This is a genomic window from Amycolatopsis samaneae (assembly GCF_039541975.1).
In the GTDB taxonomy this organism is placed as follows: domain Bacteria; phylum Actinomycetota; class Actinomycetes; order Mycobacteriales; family Pseudonocardiaceae; genus Amycolatopsis; species Amycolatopsis samaneae.
Genome location: NZ_BAABHG010000019.1, coordinates 1 through 15,868, shown reverse-complemented (window position 1 = coordinate 15,868; position 15,868 = coordinate 1). Strand labels below are relative to the sequence as shown.

The 15,868-nt window shown below is 71.5% G+C and carries 19 protein-coding genes and 1 tRNA gene; 12 read left to right on the top strand and 8 right to left on the bottom strand.

Annotated features, from left to right (window positions below; all coding sequences use genetic code 11):
• Window position 1 precedes the first annotated feature (1 nt).
• A complete protein-coding gene (locus tag ABD987_RS37595) occupies window positions 2-1,024 on the top strand; it encodes an alpha/beta fold hydrolase (protein ID WP_345405821.1) in 1,023 nt (340 codons plus the stop codon).
• Here ABD987_RS37595 and ABD987_RS37590 read toward each other — a convergent pair.
• Window positions 1,002-1,706, bottom strand: coding sequence for a FadR/GntR family transcriptional regulator (locus tag ABD987_RS37590; RefSeq protein WP_345405818.1), 705 nt, complete (start codon window positions 1,704-1,706; stop codon window positions 1,002-1,004). The two genes, ABD987_RS37595 and ABD987_RS37590, sit on opposite strands and share 23 nt — an antisense overlap.
• Window positions 1,707-1,806: 100 nt before the next feature.
• On the opposite strand from ABD987_RS37590, the gene ABD987_RS37585 reads away from it, so the two are divergent.
• The 5 genes from ABD987_RS37585 (at window position 1,807) to ABD987_RS37565 (ending at window position 6,408) form a co-directional block, all read left to right on the top strand.
• The gene (locus ABD987_RS37585) at window positions 1,807-3,225 is read left to right on the top strand and encodes a sialate:H+ symport family MFS transporter (RefSeq protein WP_345405815.1); all 1,419 of its coding nucleotides are present in this window, start codon (window positions 1,807-1,809) and stop codon (window positions 3,223-3,225) included.
• A 24-nt stretch (window positions 3,226-3,249) separates the two neighbouring features.
• Window positions 3,250-4,173, top strand: a complete 924-nt coding sequence (locus ABD987_RS37580) for a dihydrodipicolinate synthase family protein (RefSeq protein ID WP_345405812.1) — start codon at window positions 3,250-3,252, stop codon at window positions 4,171-4,173.
• Between the two features lie 149 nt (window positions 4,174-4,322).
• Window positions 4,323-5,255, top strand: a complete 933-nt coding sequence (locus ABD987_RS37575) for a hypothetical protein (RefSeq protein ID WP_345405809.1) — start codon at window positions 4,323-4,325, stop codon at window positions 5,253-5,255.
• 5 nt (window positions 5,256-5,260) lie between these two features.
• Complete coding sequence (locus ABD987_RS37570) at window positions 5,261-5,473, top strand: hypothetical protein (RefSeq protein WP_345405806.1); 213 nt, start codon at window positions 5,261-5,263, stop codon at window positions 5,471-5,473.
• A gap of 107 nt (window positions 5,474-5,580) precedes the next feature.
• Entirely contained in the window at window positions 5,581-6,408 is an 828-nt protein-coding gene (locus ABD987_RS37565; RefSeq protein ID WP_345405803.1) for a peptidoglycan-binding domain-containing protein, read from the top strand.
• Window positions 6,409-6,462: 54 nt separating this feature from the next.
• Here ABD987_RS37565 and ABD987_RS37560 read toward each other — a convergent pair whose 3' ends face one another.
• From ABD987_RS37560 to ABD987_RS37550, 3 genes are all read right to left on the bottom strand, one after another.
• Window positions 6,463-7,794, bottom strand: coding sequence for a serine/threonine-protein kinase (locus tag ABD987_RS37560; protein WP_345405800.1), 1,332 nt, complete (start codon window positions 7,792-7,794; stop codon window positions 6,463-6,465).
• 107 nt (window positions 7,795-7,901) lie between these two features.
• Window positions 7,902-8,330, bottom strand: coding sequence for a MarR family winged helix-turn-helix transcriptional regulator (locus ABD987_RS37555; RefSeq protein WP_345405797.1), 429 nt, complete (start codon window positions 8,328-8,330; stop codon window positions 7,902-7,904).
• The gene (locus tag ABD987_RS37550; protein ID WP_345405794.1) at window positions 8,327-9,724 is read right to left on the bottom strand and encodes a DHA2 family efflux MFS transporter permease subunit; all 1,398 of its coding nucleotides are present in this window, start codon (window positions 9,722-9,724) and stop codon (window positions 8,327-8,329) included. Before ABD987_RS37550 ends, ABD987_RS37555 begins: the two co-directional genes overlap by 4 nt.
• A gap of 58 nt (window positions 9,725-9,782) precedes the next feature.
• Here ABD987_RS37550 and ABD987_RS37545 point away from each other — a divergent pair, with 58 nt between their 5' ends.
• Both ABD987_RS37545 and ABD987_RS37540 read left to right on the top strand, forming a co-directional pair.
• The gene (locus ABD987_RS37545) at window positions 9,783-9,986 is read left to right on the top strand and encodes a hypothetical protein (RefSeq protein WP_345405791.1); all 204 of its coding nucleotides are present in this window, start codon (window positions 9,783-9,785) and stop codon (window positions 9,984-9,986) included.
• A gap of 108 nt (window positions 9,987-10,094) precedes the next feature.
• Window positions 10,095-10,169, top strand: a tRNA-Val gene (locus ABD987_RS37540).
• A 92-nt stretch (window positions 10,170-10,261) separates the two neighbouring features.
• Here the strand turns inward: ABD987_RS37540 and ABD987_RS37535 are convergent.
• Window positions 10,262-10,975 carry a TetR/AcrR family transcriptional regulator gene (locus ABD987_RS37535; protein ID WP_345405788.1) on the bottom strand — a complete coding sequence of 238 codons (714 nt, stop codon included), beginning with the start codon at window positions 10,973-10,975 and terminating at the stop codon, window positions 10,262-10,264.
• 142 nt (window positions 10,976-11,117) lie between these two features.
• Between ABD987_RS37535 and ABD987_RS37530 the strand changes: the two genes are divergently transcribed.
• Window positions 11,118-11,747 carry an MSMEG_1061 family FMN-dependent PPOX-type flavoprotein gene (locus tag ABD987_RS37530; protein WP_345405785.1) on the top strand — a complete coding sequence of 210 codons (630 nt, stop codon included), beginning with the start codon at window positions 11,118-11,120 and terminating at the stop codon, window positions 11,745-11,747.
• A 22-nt stretch (window positions 11,748-11,769) separates the two neighbouring features.
• Window positions 11,770-12,678: a PDR/VanB family oxidoreductase gene (locus tag ABD987_RS37525; protein WP_345405782.1), complete on the top strand. Its 909-nt coding sequence runs from the start codon at window positions 11,770-11,772 to the stop codon at window positions 12,676-12,678.
• A gap of 11 nt (window positions 12,679-12,689) precedes the next feature.
• Here the strand turns inward: ABD987_RS37525 and ABD987_RS37520 are convergent, their stop codons facing one another.
• The 3 genes from ABD987_RS37520 to ABD987_RS37510 are packed head-to-tail and all read right to left on the bottom strand — an operon-like array spanning window position 12,690 to window position 14,844.
• On the bottom strand, window positions 12,690-13,868 hold the full coding sequence (locus ABD987_RS37520) for an MAB_1171c family putative transporter (protein WP_345405779.1): 1,179 nt from the start codon (window positions 13,866-13,868) through the stop codon (window positions 12,690-12,692).
• A complete protein-coding gene (locus tag ABD987_RS37515; RefSeq protein ID WP_345405776.1) occupies window positions 13,865-14,377 on the bottom strand; it encodes a hypothetical protein in 513 nt (170 codons plus the stop codon). The genes ABD987_RS37520 and ABD987_RS37515 overlap by 4 nt, the downstream gene beginning before the upstream one ends.
• A 2-nt stretch (window positions 14,378-14,379) precedes the next feature.
• Window positions 14,380-14,844: an XRE family transcriptional regulator gene (locus tag ABD987_RS37510; protein WP_345405773.1), complete on the bottom strand. Its 465-nt coding sequence runs from the start codon at window positions 14,842-14,844 to the stop codon at window positions 14,380-14,382.
• Between the two features lie 199 nt (window positions 14,845-15,043).
• On the opposite strand from ABD987_RS37510, the gene ABD987_RS37505 reads away from it, so the two are divergent.
• Window positions 15,044-15,340, top strand: coding sequence for a hypothetical protein (locus ABD987_RS37505; RefSeq protein WP_345405770.1), 297 nt, complete (start codon window positions 15,044-15,046; stop codon window positions 15,338-15,340).
• An 84-nt stretch (window positions 15,341-15,424) separates the two neighbouring features.
• Entirely contained in the window at window positions 15,425-15,733 is a 309-nt protein-coding gene (locus ABD987_RS37500) for a hypothetical protein (protein WP_345405767.1), read from the top strand.
• Window positions 15,734-15,868: the final 135 nt, after the last annotated feature.

The window sequence follows — 15,868 nt, the reverse complement described above, 5'->3', positions numbered from 1 at the left end:
GGTGGACCCGGTGCACGACTACGAGATCTTCGAACTCGGCGACTTCGTCCTGCAGCACGGCGCGACACTGCGCGGCGCGCGGCTGGCGTACCAGACCTACGGCACGCTCAACGCGGCCAAGGACAACGCGATCGTCTACCCGACCTGGTATTCGGGCCGCCACTGGGACAACGAGTGGCTGATCGGCGAGGGCCGCGCGCTCGACCCGTCGCGGTACTTCGTCATCGTGCCGAACATGCTGGGCAACGGCCTGTCCAGCTCACCGAGCAACACGCCGCCGCCGTACGACCGGGCCCGCTTCCCGCACGTCACCATGTGGGACAACGTCGAGGCCCAGCACCGCCTGGTGACCGAGCACTTCGGCATCCGGACCCTGCCGCTGGTGACCGGCTGGTCCATGGGGGCGGGGCAGACCTACCAGTGGGCGGTGTCCCATCCGGAGATGGTGCAGCGCTTCGCGCCGTTCTGCGGTTCGTCGGTCACCAGTGAGCACAACCAGGTGTTCCTCGAAGGGGTCAAGGCCGCGCTCACCGCGGACGACGCCTTCCGCGGCGGGTGGTACGACCAGCCGCCGGTCAAGGGCCTGCGCGCGGCGGCGCGGGTGTACGCGGGCTGGGGCTTTTCCCAGGCGTTCTACTGGAACAAGGTCTACCGGGAGATGGGGTACAGTTCGCTGGAGGACTTCCTGGTCGGCTTCTGGGAAGGGTTCTTCCTCGACGACCGCGACGCGAACAACCTGCTCACCATGCTCTGGACCTGGCAGCACGCCGACGTCGGCAGGACGCCCGGTTTCGACGGCGACACGGTGGCCGCGCTGCGCTCGATCACCGCGAAGGGGATCGTGCTGCCCGCGGAGAAGGACCTGTACTTCCCGCCCGAGGACGAGGCATGGGCGTGCCAGTACATCGCCGACGCCGAGCACCGGGTGATTCCCGGGGTCTGGGGCCATTTCGCGGGCGGGGGCGACAACCCGGTGGACGTCGACTTCATCGACGCCGCGCTCAAGGACCTGCTGGCCCGCTGACCGGCCTGCCCTCGCGGGCCTCGATCCGCTCGCGGATCTCGTCGAAGTGGTGGCGCACCGCCTCGGTGATGGCGGTGCGCTCCCCGCCGCGGATCGCGTCGACGATCCGCTGGTGCTTGGCGACCAGGGTGTCCGAAGTGGACAGTGTGGGGCCGACCAGCGACTCGGCCTGCTGGTAGACCTCCCAGAACAGCCGGATCAGTTCGAGTGCGAGATCGTTGCCCGCGGCCGCGCCGATCAACTGGTGGAACTCCCGGTCGGCGGCGGGGGCGGTGCCCGGCACGCGCATCCGCTCGACGCACTCCTGCAGCGCGTCGAGCAGGTGCGCGGGCGGGTGCGCGGCGACCCGCTGGGTCAGGTCGGTTTCCAGGATCTGGCGGACCTCCATCAGGTCGTGCAGTCCGCTGAGGTCCTCGCGGGAGCGGGCCCTGGTGCGGAACAGCAACGACGGGATGAGCGCCGTCATGCTCGCGGTGCCGACGAAGGTGCCGTGCCCGTGGCGGATGTCGACGATGCCGAGCGCCTGGAGTGTGCGCACCGCCTCGCGCACGGAGTTGCGGGCGGCGTCGAACTCCGTCATCAGCTTGTGTTCCGGGGGGAGGGGGTCCCCGGCGCCGAGGCCCTCGCGGTCGATCAGCGCGATGATCGACTCGACCAGCTCCTGGCTGCGCAGCGGTCGCACCGTTGCTCCCTCCTCGGTTCGTGGGTTACGGTACCCATCCATCGTAAGACGTCCAACGTCCTACGACTGCACGCGACCATCGACGAAGAGGGTGAGCGACGTGGACCTCCCGATCTCCCCGGGCGTGCCCTGGTTCCGGCGGCTGGATCGCGGGCAGTGGAAGGCGTTCGGCGCGGCCTGGCTGGGCTACCTGCTGGACGGCTTCGACTTCGTGATCATCACGCTGGTGCTGACCGAGCTGGCGGGTTCGCTGCACCTGACCCTGGCGAGCGCGGCGAGCCTGGTCTCCGCCGCGTTCGTGTCGCGGTGGTTCGGCGGGCTCCTGCTCGGCGCGATCGGGGACCGGTTCGGCCGCCGTCCCGCGATGATCCTCAGCATCCTGTGTTACGCGGTGGGCACCGCGTTGTGCGGTTTCGCCTGGAGCTACTGGTCGTTGTTCGTGTTCCGGGCGATCGTCGGGATCGGCATGGCGGGCGAGTACGGCTCCAGCACCACCTACGTCATGGAGAGCTGGCCCGCTTCGCTGCGCAACCGGGCCAGCGGGTTCCTGCTCGCGGCGTTCCCGGTCGGCAACGTCCTCGCCGCGCAGGCCTACGGGCTGATCGTGCCGGACCTCGGCTGGCGGTGGCTGTTCTGGCTCGGGATCCTCCCGGTCCTGCTCACCCTGTGGATCCGCCGGTCGCTGCCCGAGGCGGCGGACTGGACGCGCGAGGTGGCGCGGCGGCGCGCCGGCGGGACCAGCGCGTCGGTGCTGCTGTCCGGCCGCCGGGTCTGGGTCAACGCCGTGCTCGGTGTCGTGGTCGCGGTGGCGCTGGTGCTGATCTTCTCCGGTTCGTCGGGCGGGCTGTCGTGGTTGTGGATCTCCTTGTCCGTCCTGGGTTTCGTGGTGTTCGCGGTGCAGCTGTGCGGCCGGGACTGGCCGATGGCGGTGGCGCTGATGGTCACCGTGTTCTGCGCGTTCCTGTTCTCGTGGCCGATCCAGTCGTTGCTGCCCACCTATCTCAAGACCGTCTCGCACTACGGGGCAGGCGAGGTGGCGGGCGCGCTGACCTGGGCCGGGCTCGGCTACGCGCTGGGCTGTTGCGTGGCGGGGCTGGCCGGGGACCGGTTCGGCACCCGGCGCACCTACGTGGTGGGATTGCTGCTGTCGCTGGTGTTCGTCTTCCCGGTGTTCGCCATCGGGCCCGGCAACTTCCTGCTCGTGTGCGTCCTGCTGTTCGCGCTCCAGGCCACCGGCGCCGGGGTGGCCGGGCTGCTGCCGAAGTACATCGGTGACCACTTCCCGGTCCGGCTGCGCGCCGCCGGGCTCGGCTTCACCTACAACGTCGGGGCGCTGGGCGGGGCGGTCGCGCCGGTGCTGGGCACGCAGATCGCCGCGCACCTCGGGCTCGGCACCGCGCTGGCACTGCTCGCGACCGGGCTGACCCTGCTCACCGCGCTGCTGGTCGGGTTCGACGTCCCCGCGCGGCTGTCCCGGCGCGCCCCCACCGGCGAGCCCGCCCTCACCACCGTCGAATGACTCTCGAGAAAGGTTTCCTCGTTCATGACTGACTCGTTGCGGCTGCACGGTGTCGTCCCCCCGCTGCTCACCCCGCTCGGTCCCGACGGCGAGGTGGACGTCGCCTCGCTGCGCCGGCTCGTCCGCTTCCAGCTGGACGCCGGGGTGCACGGCGTGTTCCTGTGCGGTTCCTCCGGCGAGGTCGCGCTGCTCGATCCCGGACAGCGCGGCGTGGTCGTGGAGACCGCGGTGGCCGAGGTCGCCGGAGCGGTGCCGGTACTGGTCGGCGCGGTCGACAGCGGGACCCGGCAGGTCATCGCGCACGCCCGGGCCGCCGAAACCCTTGGCGCGGACGCCGTCGTCGTCACCGCGCCCTACTACGTCCAGCCACACCCGGACGAGATCCTCGCGCACTTCCACGCGGTCCGGGACGCGATCGGGATCCCGGTGGTGGCCTACGACATCCCCTCGGCGGTCGGGGCCCGGCTGACCCCGGACCTGGTCGAACGGCTCGCGGAAACCGGGGCCGTCGTCGCGCTCAAGGACTCCAGCGGCGACCTCGCCGCGTTCCGCGAGATCCTGCGCCGGGTCCCGGGGCTGCCCGCGCTGACCGGGTCCGAGCTGTTCGCCGACACCGCCGTCCAGCTCGGCGCGGCCGGGCTGGTGCCGGGACTGGGCAACGTGGACCCCGCGGGCTACCTGCGGCTGTACCGCGCCGCGGCCGAAGGCGACTTCGCGGCCGCCACGGCCGAACAGGACCGGCTGGCCAGGCTGTTCTCCATCACCACGGTGGCCGACCGGGGCCGGATCGGGCACACCGCGGGCGCGCTCGGCGCGTTCAAGGCGGCGGTGGCCCTGCGCGGGGTCATCGCCGACGCGCGGACCGGTCCGCCGCTGCTCCCGCTCGACGACGCGGAGACCGGCCGGATCGGCGCGCTGCTCGGCGAACTGGGCCTCGGCCCGGCGTGACCGTCCTCTGTGGACTCGTGTTCGCCGCGCCGGGTGCTGGTAAGGATCACGTCGTCCTGGTCCGTGCCTAGTGGGTAATTCGGCCGTGGGTGCCGGGCCGCCGATGCGGAATCCTCGACGTGCAACGCTGGCGCGGAGAGGAGACGGGCATGACAGCTGGGGCCTACCGGGTGCAGCCGTCCGAGGTCGGGACGGTGGCCAAGACGGTCGACGGGATCGGGGTTTCCCTGCTTTCGGCGATCCGCGATCTCGAAACGCTGGTGCTCGACGCGCTGTCCTTCGCCGGGATCGGCAGCAGCGTCGCGGCCACGAACTCCGCGCTGCACTCGCAGCTGGGGAGCGCGCTGAGCAGGTTCCTCCACCTCGTGCAGGAGGTGAACGGCGGCGTCCAGCTCGCGGCCAAGGCGTACGCCGACGCGGACGGCGCGGTCGCCGAGGGCTACGGCGGTGGGCGGGAGGCGTCGCACGGCGGTGGCGCCGCCGCGCCTGCCGCGCCGGTGGCCTCGGTCCCGCCGGGACAGCTGGACTCCCGCGTCGTCGACTCGATCATGCGGTCCGAGGGCGCGACCGGTGAGCAGGGCGGCGTGCCGGAGGCGTACGGGTTCCGGCGGAGCATGCACAACGGCTACGACCGGATCATGGCCGCCCGCCGCGAGTTCGGCCTCGGCAGCGCGGAGGAACACGCCGTGGTGACCGAGCTGATGACGGAGAACGCGCGCCAGGCGGGCGCGCTGAACTTCACCGATCCCGGCACCCAGGCCGCGATCATGTCCGGCGCGCACATGCGCGGGGCGGGCGGCGTCCGCGCGATCCTGAACCACATGGCCGGCGACGACATCGTGCGGAGCGCGCGCTCGCTGGACGCCGACACGATCCGCCACGTCCAGGGCCTGACCCCGGACCAGTTCCAGCAGCAGTTCCACGACGCCCGCGTCGAATACGACCGGCAGGTCTATGGCGACACGACCACCCGGCAGAACGGGCACACGCAGAACTGGTGGGACCGGTACGGCAACGGCCTGATCCGCCGCTACGACCGGGAGCAGGAGGAGTTCCTCCGCCTGTCGCGGCCGGGGAACTGACCGCCGTGACCGTGCGGCTGAACGTCCCTTGTGGATGGTGCGGGGACCGGTGCCGGTCCCACGGCGACCGGCAGGCGCTGCTCGCGGCGGTACTGTCCGCGGGCTGCTCCGGCCGGCCACCGGCGGAGGCGGGCGCGTCGTTCTGGACGGCGCCGCCCGCCGAGACGAGCGCCGCGCTGGTGCCGGTCGCGCCGAGCCTGAACAACTTCCTGCGGTAGGGCGGACCGTCTCACCCGGACGGGTGGCATCGCGTCGTTTGTACGTCCTTTGTATCCCGCGTCGTGATCCTCTGCGGTGTCCGATCCGGAGAAAGTGGAGGTCAGCGATGCTCACCAAGGCCGCCGTGCTGACGGCACTCACCGCCACGGCGCTCGCCGTGGCCGTCCCGGTCCAGGCGGGCGCGGCCACCGCGGCGCTGCCCGCCACGAACATGGAGGCCGTGCTCAAGGCCGCGCAGATCGACCCGCGTCGCGCCGACAGCACCCAGACTCCGGGAGCGCACGACAGCGTCCTGCTCGTGGAGCAGGCGTTGCAGGCGAAGGGGCTGCTGGAGGCGAAGTACGTCGACGGCTACTTCGGCACCACCACGATCACGGCGTACTCGAAGTACCAGAAGTCGTTGGGCTACACCGGGCTCGACGCCTCGGGCCTGCCCGGCAAGACGTCGCTGGAGAAGCTGGGCGCCGGCCGGTTCACCGTGTCGGGCGCGATCTCGGCGGGCAGCCGCGTGACCTACCACGGCGTCACCCTCAACACCCGGACGAAGGCCATGCTGGCCGAGGCCGAAAAGAAGCTGGGCCGCCAGCTCGGCCTGACGCAGGGCTCGTACAACCCGGGCGGCGTCGGCGCGTCGGCGGGCACGCACGACGGCGGTGGCGCGATGGACATCTCGGTGTCGGGCCTGTCGGACGCGACCCGCACGACGGTGGTGAAGACGCTGCGGCAGGTCGGGTTCGCGGCGTGGCTGCGCACACCGGCGCAGGGCTTCGCGTACCACATCCACGCGATGGCGATCTCCGATCCGGACCTGTCCTCGGGCGCCCAGCACCAGACCGGCGACTACTACCTCGGCATGAACGGGCTGGCCGGCCGGGGCAGGGACGACGGCCCGGCGGTCAAGAAGGTGACCTGGGAGGAGTACCGGCGCGGCTGACCCCCCCGGCCGCCGACGCCCGGACGCACCTCCCCGCGTCCGGGCGTCGGCGTTTCAGCGCAGGCTCCGGCGCACCGGCGGGAGCCAGACGACGGCCACCAGTGCGATGGCGAACGCCAGCGCGAGAAGGTCCAGAGTGAGCCCGGGTTGCGTTGGGTAGCCCAGATCGCGCTGCTCCTCGGCGGACAGCGTCAGCAGACAGACGAACAGGAGCGTCAGCCCGGCGGAGGCCGTGACCACGCCCAGTCCCGCGCGAACCCTGGCGAGCAGAAGACTTCCGCCGACCAGCGCGGCCAGCCCGCCGAAGACGATGCTGAGGCGGCCGAGCAGCAACTCCGGGGAGAAGCTGAGCTCGGCCAGCAGGTACAGCTGGTGCATCAGCAGGGCGTCCGCCAGCAGGTACACCCCGAACACGACCGACGCCACGCCCACCAGGATCGCGGCCGTGGAGTTCGGCTGTGCCCGCTGAACCGGCGCCGGACCGGGCCACCAGGCCTGGGGCGGGGGAGCCGGGGTGGTCACGGTGGGACCGGCGACCACGGTGGTGGCGCCCGCCGGGCTCGCCGCGTGCGCGAGGAGCGCGCCCGCCCGGTCCGCGGTCAGCCGCTCGTGCGGCGTCTTCGCCAGCAGGCCGCCGATCACCTCGGCCAGCAGGCCGTGCGTCCGGTGCAGCGGGGCGGGCTCGTTGAGCACGGCGTAGAGCGTGGCGGCGGTGTTCTCGCGGTGGAACGGTTCGCCGCCCTCACTCGCGGCGAGCAGGGTCACGCCGAGCGACCACAGGTCGGTGGCGGGCGTGGCCGCCTGCCCCTGGATCCGCTCGGGCGCGAGGTAGGCCGGGGAGCCGACGACCGCCCCGGTCGCGGTGACCCGCTGATCGCCGTCCGCCCGCGCGATGCCGAAGTCGGTCAGTTTCACCCGGCCGTCCGCGTCCACCAGGATGTTCGCGGGCTTGATGTCGCGGTGCACGATCCCCGCCGCGTGCGCCGCGGCCAGCGCCCCGACGACCTGCTTGCCGATCTCCGCCACCCGCTGCGCGGGCAGCGGCCCGGCGGCCGCCAGGTCGTGCAGCGTCGGCGCCTCGATCAGCTCCATCACGATGAACGGGACGCCGTCCTCGACGACCACGTCGTGGATGGTGACCACCGCGGGGTGATTCAGCGTGCCCGCGGCCCTTGCCTCCGCCAGGACCCGCTCGGTGAGCGCGGCGCGTTCCGGCTCGGCCAGTCCCGGCGGCGGCAGCAGCTCCTTCACCGCGACCTGCCGCCCGATGACCGCGTCCTCGCCGCGCCACACCACGCCCATACCGCCTCGCCCCAGTTCCTCGCGCAGCGTGTACCGGCCCGCGATCGAGCGCGAAACGGCCGAGGACTGCCCCAGCTCCGTCACAGTTTTCTCCTTCAGCCCCAGGCACCGGTCCGCAGCCTAGGCGCGCGACCATGACGTTCGCGTGACATCCCGATGACACCCGGCCCCTGGGTGTCCACAGTGGATGTTCAGGACCCGTGGTCCGCGGCCCCGGCCGCCAGTTTGCCGAGGATCCGGTCCAGCTCGGCCAGCTCGCCCGGCTCCAGCGCGAGCAGTTCGGCGGGTGGTTCGTTGAGGATGCGCTCGGCCGTCGCGAAAACGTCGAGGCCCGCCGCGGTGATGGTGACGATCTTCCGGCGGCGGTCGGTGGGGGAGACCGAGCGCTCGACCAGCCCGCGCTCCTCCAGATCGTCCACGACGAGGGTGGTGTACGGCTTGTCGGTGGACAGCTGCTCGGTGAGCTCGGTCATGGTCAGCGGCCCGCGCGCCACCCTCCGCAGCGCCTTGATCCGGATGAAGCTCATGCCCAGCTCGGCGACCACCCGCGGGCGCCGGTCGTGGGACTCCAGCACGAGCGAGCGCATCCGTTGCCAGCTGCGCCCGGCGCTTTCGCTCATGAGGTGGTCACCGCGCTCCTCGGCTCGGGATCGGGGGCGGCGGCAGGAACCGCGGACGCGGTGCGCCGCGCCCAGCGGCCGGTGGTGAGGATACCCAAGCCGAGCACCACGGCGCCGCACCCGGCCATCACCCACCAGCCCGCCGCGCCCGCGCCGCCGAGCACGGCCACGCCGAGCGAGGAGCCCACCTGACGGCTCGTGGTGGCGACCGCCGCGGCCACCCCGGCCTGTTCGCGGGGCATCCCGGACACCGCGGTGTTCGTGATCGGCGCGTTGAGCATGCCGAACCCGATGCCGAACAGCGCGTAGCCGAGGACGAGGACGGGGATCGGGGTGTCCGGCACGACGGTGGTCAGCAGCACCGCGCTCGCGGTGATGCCGATCCCGGCGACCGCCAGCGGCAGGCGTGGCCCCCTGGTACCGACGATCCGCCCGGACACCGGGGCCAGCACCCCGGCCAGCACGGCCATCGGCAGGGTCAGCAGCCCGGCGTGCAGCGCGCTGAACCCCCGGACCTGTTGCAGGTAAAGCGAATTCAGGAACAGGAACCCGGCGAGTCCCATGAAGCCGCACACCGCGATGACGGTGGCCCCGGAGAACGGCACGCTCCGGAAGAAGCGCAGTTCCAGCAGCGGCTCGGTCCGGCGCCGCTCGTAGCCGAGGATGCCGAGCAGGGCGAGTACCGCCACCACGAAGCAGCCGACGATCCACGGCGAGGTCCAGCCGAGGTGCCTGCCTTCGATGATGCCGAAGGTGAGGCTCCCCAGCAGCGCGATCACCAGCACCTGGCCGACCGGGTCGAGCCGCCGCGGCCGCGCGGCCTTCGACTCGGGGACGAACACCGCGGTCAGCACGATCGCCGCGACGCCGATCGGCAGGTTGATCAGGAAGACCGCGCGCCAGCCCGCCGCCGCGACGAGCACCCCGCCCAGCACCGGCCCCAGCGCCATGCTCAGCCCGACCACGCCGCCCCACAGGCCGATCGCCTGCGCGCGTTCCCTGGGGATGGTGAAGGTGTTGGTGATGATCGACATGGCGACCGGGTTCATCATCGACCCGCCCACCGCCTGGGCGATCCGGAACACGACGAGCCAGCCGGTGCTCGGCGCGACACTGCACAGCAGCGAGCCGATCGTGAACAGCGCCAGCCCGGTCTGGAACGTGCGGCGCCTGCCCAGCCGGTCCCCGGTGGAGCCGGCCAGCATCAGCAGGCTGGCGAGCGTGATCGTGTAGCCGTCGATCGTCCACTGCAGGCCCGTCACCGAGGAGCCGAGGTCACGCTGGATGTCCGGCAGGGCGAGCATCACGATCGTCGTGTCCAGGCCCACGATGAACAGCGACAGGCTGCAGATTCCCAGCACCAGGAACCGGCGGCCACGACTCAGCTCGGACACGGCACTCCCTGATGGTTATACGGCTAGAACAGTATTGATGCTATAACCAACCGGTCCGGTGAGCGCCGGTGACTTCGGTCACGTCGCCGTTATGTCTACAAAGGACACCGAACCCCGGATCACCTTCGACGCCATGGGTCCGGCGCGGGTGAAATCCGGCGGCCGAGGTGTGCTGAAGGACGCCTTCGGTGCGCTCGATGCGCTGAAGGCGTCCTTCAGCGCGCCCAACGCACTCAAGGCGTCCTTCAGCACCACTCGGTGACCCCCTGGCGGTTCGTCCACATCGGACACGCCGACGGCACCAGGGAGACGCCCCCGGCGGCACCGCCCGCAACGGGTCCGCTATAGTTCTCCCCGTTGCCGACGGCACGCGCGATTAGCTCAGCGGGAGAGCGCTTCCCTGACACGGAAGAGGTCACTGGTTCAATCCCAGTATCGCGCACCACTCGGGTTTTTGTGTTCGGAGTTCCTCCTTCCCCCTCTCTCGTGGGGTGTGTTGACCCGGGGGGCCGAGCCCCCCGGACCCCCACGGCGCGGTCACTCCCGAACCAGCTTGGTCGCCTTCGGCATTCCGACCTTCGATGGTTGGTCCTGACCCGGCGTTGTCGCCTTCGGCGTCCGGCTTTCGGGGGGCGGGGTGGTCAGGTAGGTGGTGAGCATGGCGGTCAGTTCGGTCTCGAAACGGGGGATGGGAACCGGGTCGGGCGCCGCGATCAGCTGGTGCACCACCAGCTCGACCGTCGAGACGATGAGACGCGCGGCCGTTTCCGTGTCCGCCACCCTGACCTCCGGATGCCGGTCCAGCAGATCCTTCGCGTAGGCCACCCGGCTCTTCTGGTGCCGCGCCACCCTTTCCCGCAGCGCGGGAGAACGCGGCGCCTGCTCCAGCATCACCTGCAACAACTGCGGATCATCCAGATGATTGTCGATCGTCGCCCGCACGAACACCCGGATGACCTCCGCCAGCGGACCGGACAACTCCTCCCGCTCCAACCGCTCCGTCGCGGCCACCCCGGCGTCCATGTGCCGCGTCACCAGCTCCAGCAGGATCGCGTCCTTGTTCGGGTAGTACTGATACAGCGAACCCACCGAGATCCGGGCCAGCTCCGCGATCCGGTTCGTCGTCCCCGCGGCGTACCCGTGCTCGGCGAAAACGCGAGCAGCCGCGTCCAGAATGCGCTGCCGCATCAGCTCGGACCGGACCTGACGCGGCTTCTTACGAGGCTGGAGCCGTTGCTCACCCGACGACACGACACCTCCTGAGCGCGCCCGAACGCGAGTAGCGCGAGAAGCGAATAATTGCTCATAATTGTGCCATGACCTGTGTGGACGTGGGGCGCACGCCCACGATCAGGAGAAGGACAGCCTCCGTCGCATCCCGAAGGAGCCAGTGATGACGCAGACCAGCACGCGGTACCGGCGGGTGACGCCGGAACAGGTCCGTGCCCGGCTCGGCCCGCCGACGGAGCTGAGCAGCCTGAAGATCCGCGACCACATCGACGCGCACTTCCGCCGGTTCATCGCCCATTCCCCGTTCCTGGCGCTGGCCACCGCGGACGCCGCCGGCCGCACCGACTGCTCGCCCCGCGGCGACTACCCGGGGTTCGTGAAGGTCCTCGACGAGCGCACCCTCGCGATCCCCGACCGCCCCGGCAACCACATCGCGGACTCCTTCCGCAACCTCGCCGAGAACGACGGCGTCGGGCTGCTGTTCTTCATCCCTGGCCTGCCGGAGACCATGCGGGTCAACGGCAGCGGCTACGTCACCGACGAACCCGACGTGCTCGCGCGGATGCGGACCGAGGCGAAGGAAACGGAACTCGCCATCATTGTCGAGGTCGCGGAGGCCTACTTCCACTGTGGACGCGCGCTGCTGCGCTCCCGCCTGTGGGACCCCGCCAGCCAGGCCCTCGCCGAGGAGATCCCCTCGGCGGGCACGATGGCCGCCGAGCAGTTCGGCCTCGACATCGACCCGGCGCTCATCGACGACAAGCTCGCCGACGCCTACCGCAAGCTCTACTGACCCGCCCAAGGTGATCCTTCCCATGCAGCAAACCGTTCTCGACCGGGTGGACCGCGTCGCCGAGGACGTCGTGTCCCTCGTCCTGCGCGGCGCCGACGGCCCCCTGGAACCCTGGGAGCCGGGGGCGCACATCGACCTGCACCTGCCCAACTGGCTGACCCGCCAGTACTCGCTGTGCGGCGACCCCGCCGACCGCGCGAGCTACCGCGTCGCCGTCCGGCACGACCGGCTCAGCCGGGGCGGCTCGGAGTACGTCCACCTGTTCCTGCGTCGGGGCAGGCCCCTCCAGGTTTCCTTGCCACGCAACCACTTCCCGCTCGTGCCCGCCCCGGAGTACCTGTTCCTCGCCGGCGGGATCGGCATCACTCCCATCCTGCCGATGCTGCGGGCCGCCGTCGCGGCGGGCGTCCCGGCGAAACTCGTGTACGTGGGGAAGTCCGTCGCGACGATGCCGTTCGCGGACGAACTCCTCGCCGCCCACGGCGACCGCGTCCGCGTCTTCGCCACGGACGAACGCGGCAGGCCGGACTTCGCCGCCCTCGCCGCGGAAACCGGCCCTCGTGCGCTGGTGTACTGCTGTGGCCCCGCGTCGATGCTCGACGCGGTCGAAGCCGCGTTCCCCGCCGGGCGCCTGCGCCTCGAACGCTTCCGCCCGGCGGCCCGGACCTTCGCCCCCGACACCGAGTTCGAGGTGGCGTGCGCCCGATCGGGCCGGACGGTGCGGGTCCCGGCGGACGAATCACTGCTGGACACGCTCACCCACGTCGGGTACCCCGTCCCGTCCGGCTGCCGTGAAGGTGTCTGCGGCAGCTGTGAACTCCGTGTCCTCGACGGGGAACCCGAGCACCGGGACGACATCGGCGCCCCGGCGGGCCGGATGTACGCCTGCGTGTCCCGCGCGCTGACCCCTCGGCTCGTCGTGGACCTGTGAGCCGGCCCGGTTCACCCAGGAGACGGGCCGTTCCGCGCGGGCGTGGCGTAGGCCGCCACGGCACGGTCCCGGACCTCGGCGACCACCGGTGACCGGGTGAACGCCGCCGAGACCGCGCTCAGCCACGCGGTTTCCGCCGCGATACTGGGCGTCGCGGCGGTGGGCGCCGCGGGTGGTTCCGGCCAGCCGCGGCCGTGCTCCCTGGCCACCAGCGCGGCCGCGAGTCCGGCGGCCGTCGTGGTCGGCTCGTCCGCCGGGGCGGCGTGCCGCCGGGCCGATTCGCGGACCCACTCCGCGAGTTCCGGCGGTACGTGCCCGCGTAGCGCCAGCAGACCGTCCCGGATCTCGATCAGCCTGCGGTAGAGCGAGAACTCGGCGCCGTGCCACGCGGTGGGGGCGAGGTGCAGCTGGGGCAGCGCCGCCACGAGCACCGACCACAACGGCGTCACCGCGCGGATCCCGCGCCGCGCGGCCAGTCCACGCAGCGGCCGTTCCACCACGCCCTGCCAGGTGGTCAGCACCACGCCCGCGAACCACAGCGCCACGACCACCAGGCCCAGCATCCGGCTGAGCGGCAGGAAGTTCCCGCCCAGCCCGGTCAGCGGCAGCCAGAGACTGGGCAGCCCGGAGTACAGCGCCCACCCCACGGTCGCCGCCGCGGCCGCCACGATCACGCGCAGGCCGGTGCGGAAGCTGCCCCTCGGGCACCGGCGGGCATGCCGGGTGAGCACGCGGACGAATCCCGTCAGGCAGCAGACCGCGTAACCGACCAGCGTCACCTGATAGCCGATCAGGCCCGGCAGCAACCCGAAACCGGGCGCGTCCACCTGGTCGAGGTGGGCGGCGATGTCCGCGCCGCACATCGCCAGCAGCGCCCAGCACAGCGGCAGCGGCCACCACCGGGTCCTCGGCACCGGCGCCTCGACGGTACGGGCCAGCCGGAGCAGCAGGTGCACGGCCAGCAGCTGCAGGGCGTTGCTTCCCAGCCGGCACAGCAGGGCCGCCAGTGGCGGATCCCCGGGCAGCACCAGCCGGATGGTCGGGTCCGCCGAGATCGCCAGCGCCGCCGCCATGCTGAGGAAGAAACCCAGCAGACAGCGCATTCCGGGCCCGATCGGCGCCCGACGGGCGGTGACCAGCTTGCCTGCGCTGATCAGGACGAGGAGGGCGGCGCCGTAGTAGCCGATCACCGCCCTGCCCCCGAACCGAAGGCCGAACGCAGGCGCGCCAGCTCGCCGCTCACCGGCGTGCCGGGCACCCGCCGCCGGACCCGGTGCATGATCAGCGAGGCGACCAGCTCCGCCTCCTGCTCCTGCCGCCGCGCGTAGACCGTGCGGCCGAGCACCCGCCGGACCAGCGCGGCGGACAGGTTCGGCAGGAGCGCGGCCGCGATCGCCTCGGACAGCTCCCCGGAGCCGGTGTGGCCGCACACCAGGTGTCCCATCTCGTGCAGCAGGATGTGTTCCTGGTGCAGCGGGCTGGTGTCGGTGCGGTAGAAGACGTAGTCGGCCCGGTCGGTCGCGGCGAGCAGACCGCACGGCGTCCCCCGGCTGGCGGCCAGCGGGACCAGCTCGATCGGCCGTCCCCGTACCGCGGCGACACCGGCGACGAACGCGGTGACGTCGAACGGGTCCGGAATGTCTACTGTGGACACGATCTGTTCGCAGGCGCGCAGGAGCGCGTCGCGGGAACGGCGCACGGTCACTCTCCCGGTCTCCGGTCGCGCGGCCGCTCGCCGCCGGTACGCCGCGCCTCGCGGCGCTCGATGGCGTCGATGATGTCGGCGACCGTGCCGAGGCCCTCCTCGGAAAGGTTCACCGCGCGCAGCGCCACCTCGCGCACCGCGTTGTTGCGCAACGCGCCGAGCAGTTCCAGCTCTTCGGCGATCGCCGTGCCCCGCTCGTCGTCGAAGAAGTACGCCGGGGGGACCTGGAAGAACCCGGCGAGGGCCTCCAGGTGGCGCTTGGTCGGATTGGTCCGGCGTCCGGTGCGCAACTGCCAGAGGTACGCCGAGGAGAAGCTTTCGCCGGTGCTCTCGCGACAGGCTCGGGCCACCTCCTCGTGGCTGTGCTGCTCGCCGGTGGGACGGCGGACCACCTGGAACAGCCGGTCGATCCGTTCGCCGAGGGTGCCCTCCGCCGGTGCGCGGTCCTGCTCGTCGGTCATCTCCGCCTCGGTACCGGTAGGCGACAGGCCGTAAGCGGAGATGAATGGAATGTAGTTCGTATTCATCTCAGTTGACAGTCTGCGTCGCGTGTGGATAGCTTGTGCTCGTCACGTTAGCTGAAATGAATGACCGGCGAGGGTGTTGACCACAATGGCTGGCACCTCGCGGTGCGTGACCAGGAGCGAAGGGGGAGACACGATGAAAAAGATGTTCGGCGCCGCGGTCGTGGCCGTAGGCGTGGCGACGGGGGTGGCCGTGTCCGGCGGCATCGCGATGGCACAACCGGTTTCGGCGACCCAGGCGGCCTCGTTCACCGCCACCGCGCTCGACGTGACCCCGGAGGCCGCGACCATCCGCGCGGAGGGCTACGCCTACGACCGGGCGGCCGCGGCCGGATACCGACGCTCGCAGTGCCACGTGAACAACTCGAGCGTCCGGGCCAGCGACATCCCGGGTACCTGGTACGGCACGGTGACCATCGCCTGCCAGGGCTGACCACGGAGGACGGCGCCGCCGTCCCGATCCTCCTTCCGTCCGGAGCGGGCGGAAGTCACGCGACAATCAGCAAGGAGCTCGATCATGGCCTCGATCCTCGTCCGCGGTGCCGTCGCCGCGCTGTTCGCCGGATGTGCCGTCCTCGTCCCGGCCGCCGCGCAGGCCGCGCCCGCCCCCACCGGCACGGTGCACGTGCTGGAAGAGCGGGTCTTCAACGACATGGCACTCGAGAACAGCCCCAAGGAAGCCAAGCGCGAAGCGGAAAAGGCCGCTCGCCGCCAGGCGCTGATCGCCGGTTTCACCAACGAACAGTGCGTCCTGCTGTTCGCCGATTCGTCCCGCCTCGGGCCCGGCTACTACTGGGGCAGTGCCTCCATCCGCTGTACCCGCTGACCCTCACCCGAGCGCCCCAATGTGGCATTGGGTGCTCCGCCCTTGCCCCCACCGCCACCCTCAACGGAGACGCTCCGCGTCCGGCCCCGATTCCACGCACCCAATGTGGCGTTCGGTGCGTTGGACGCACCGAAC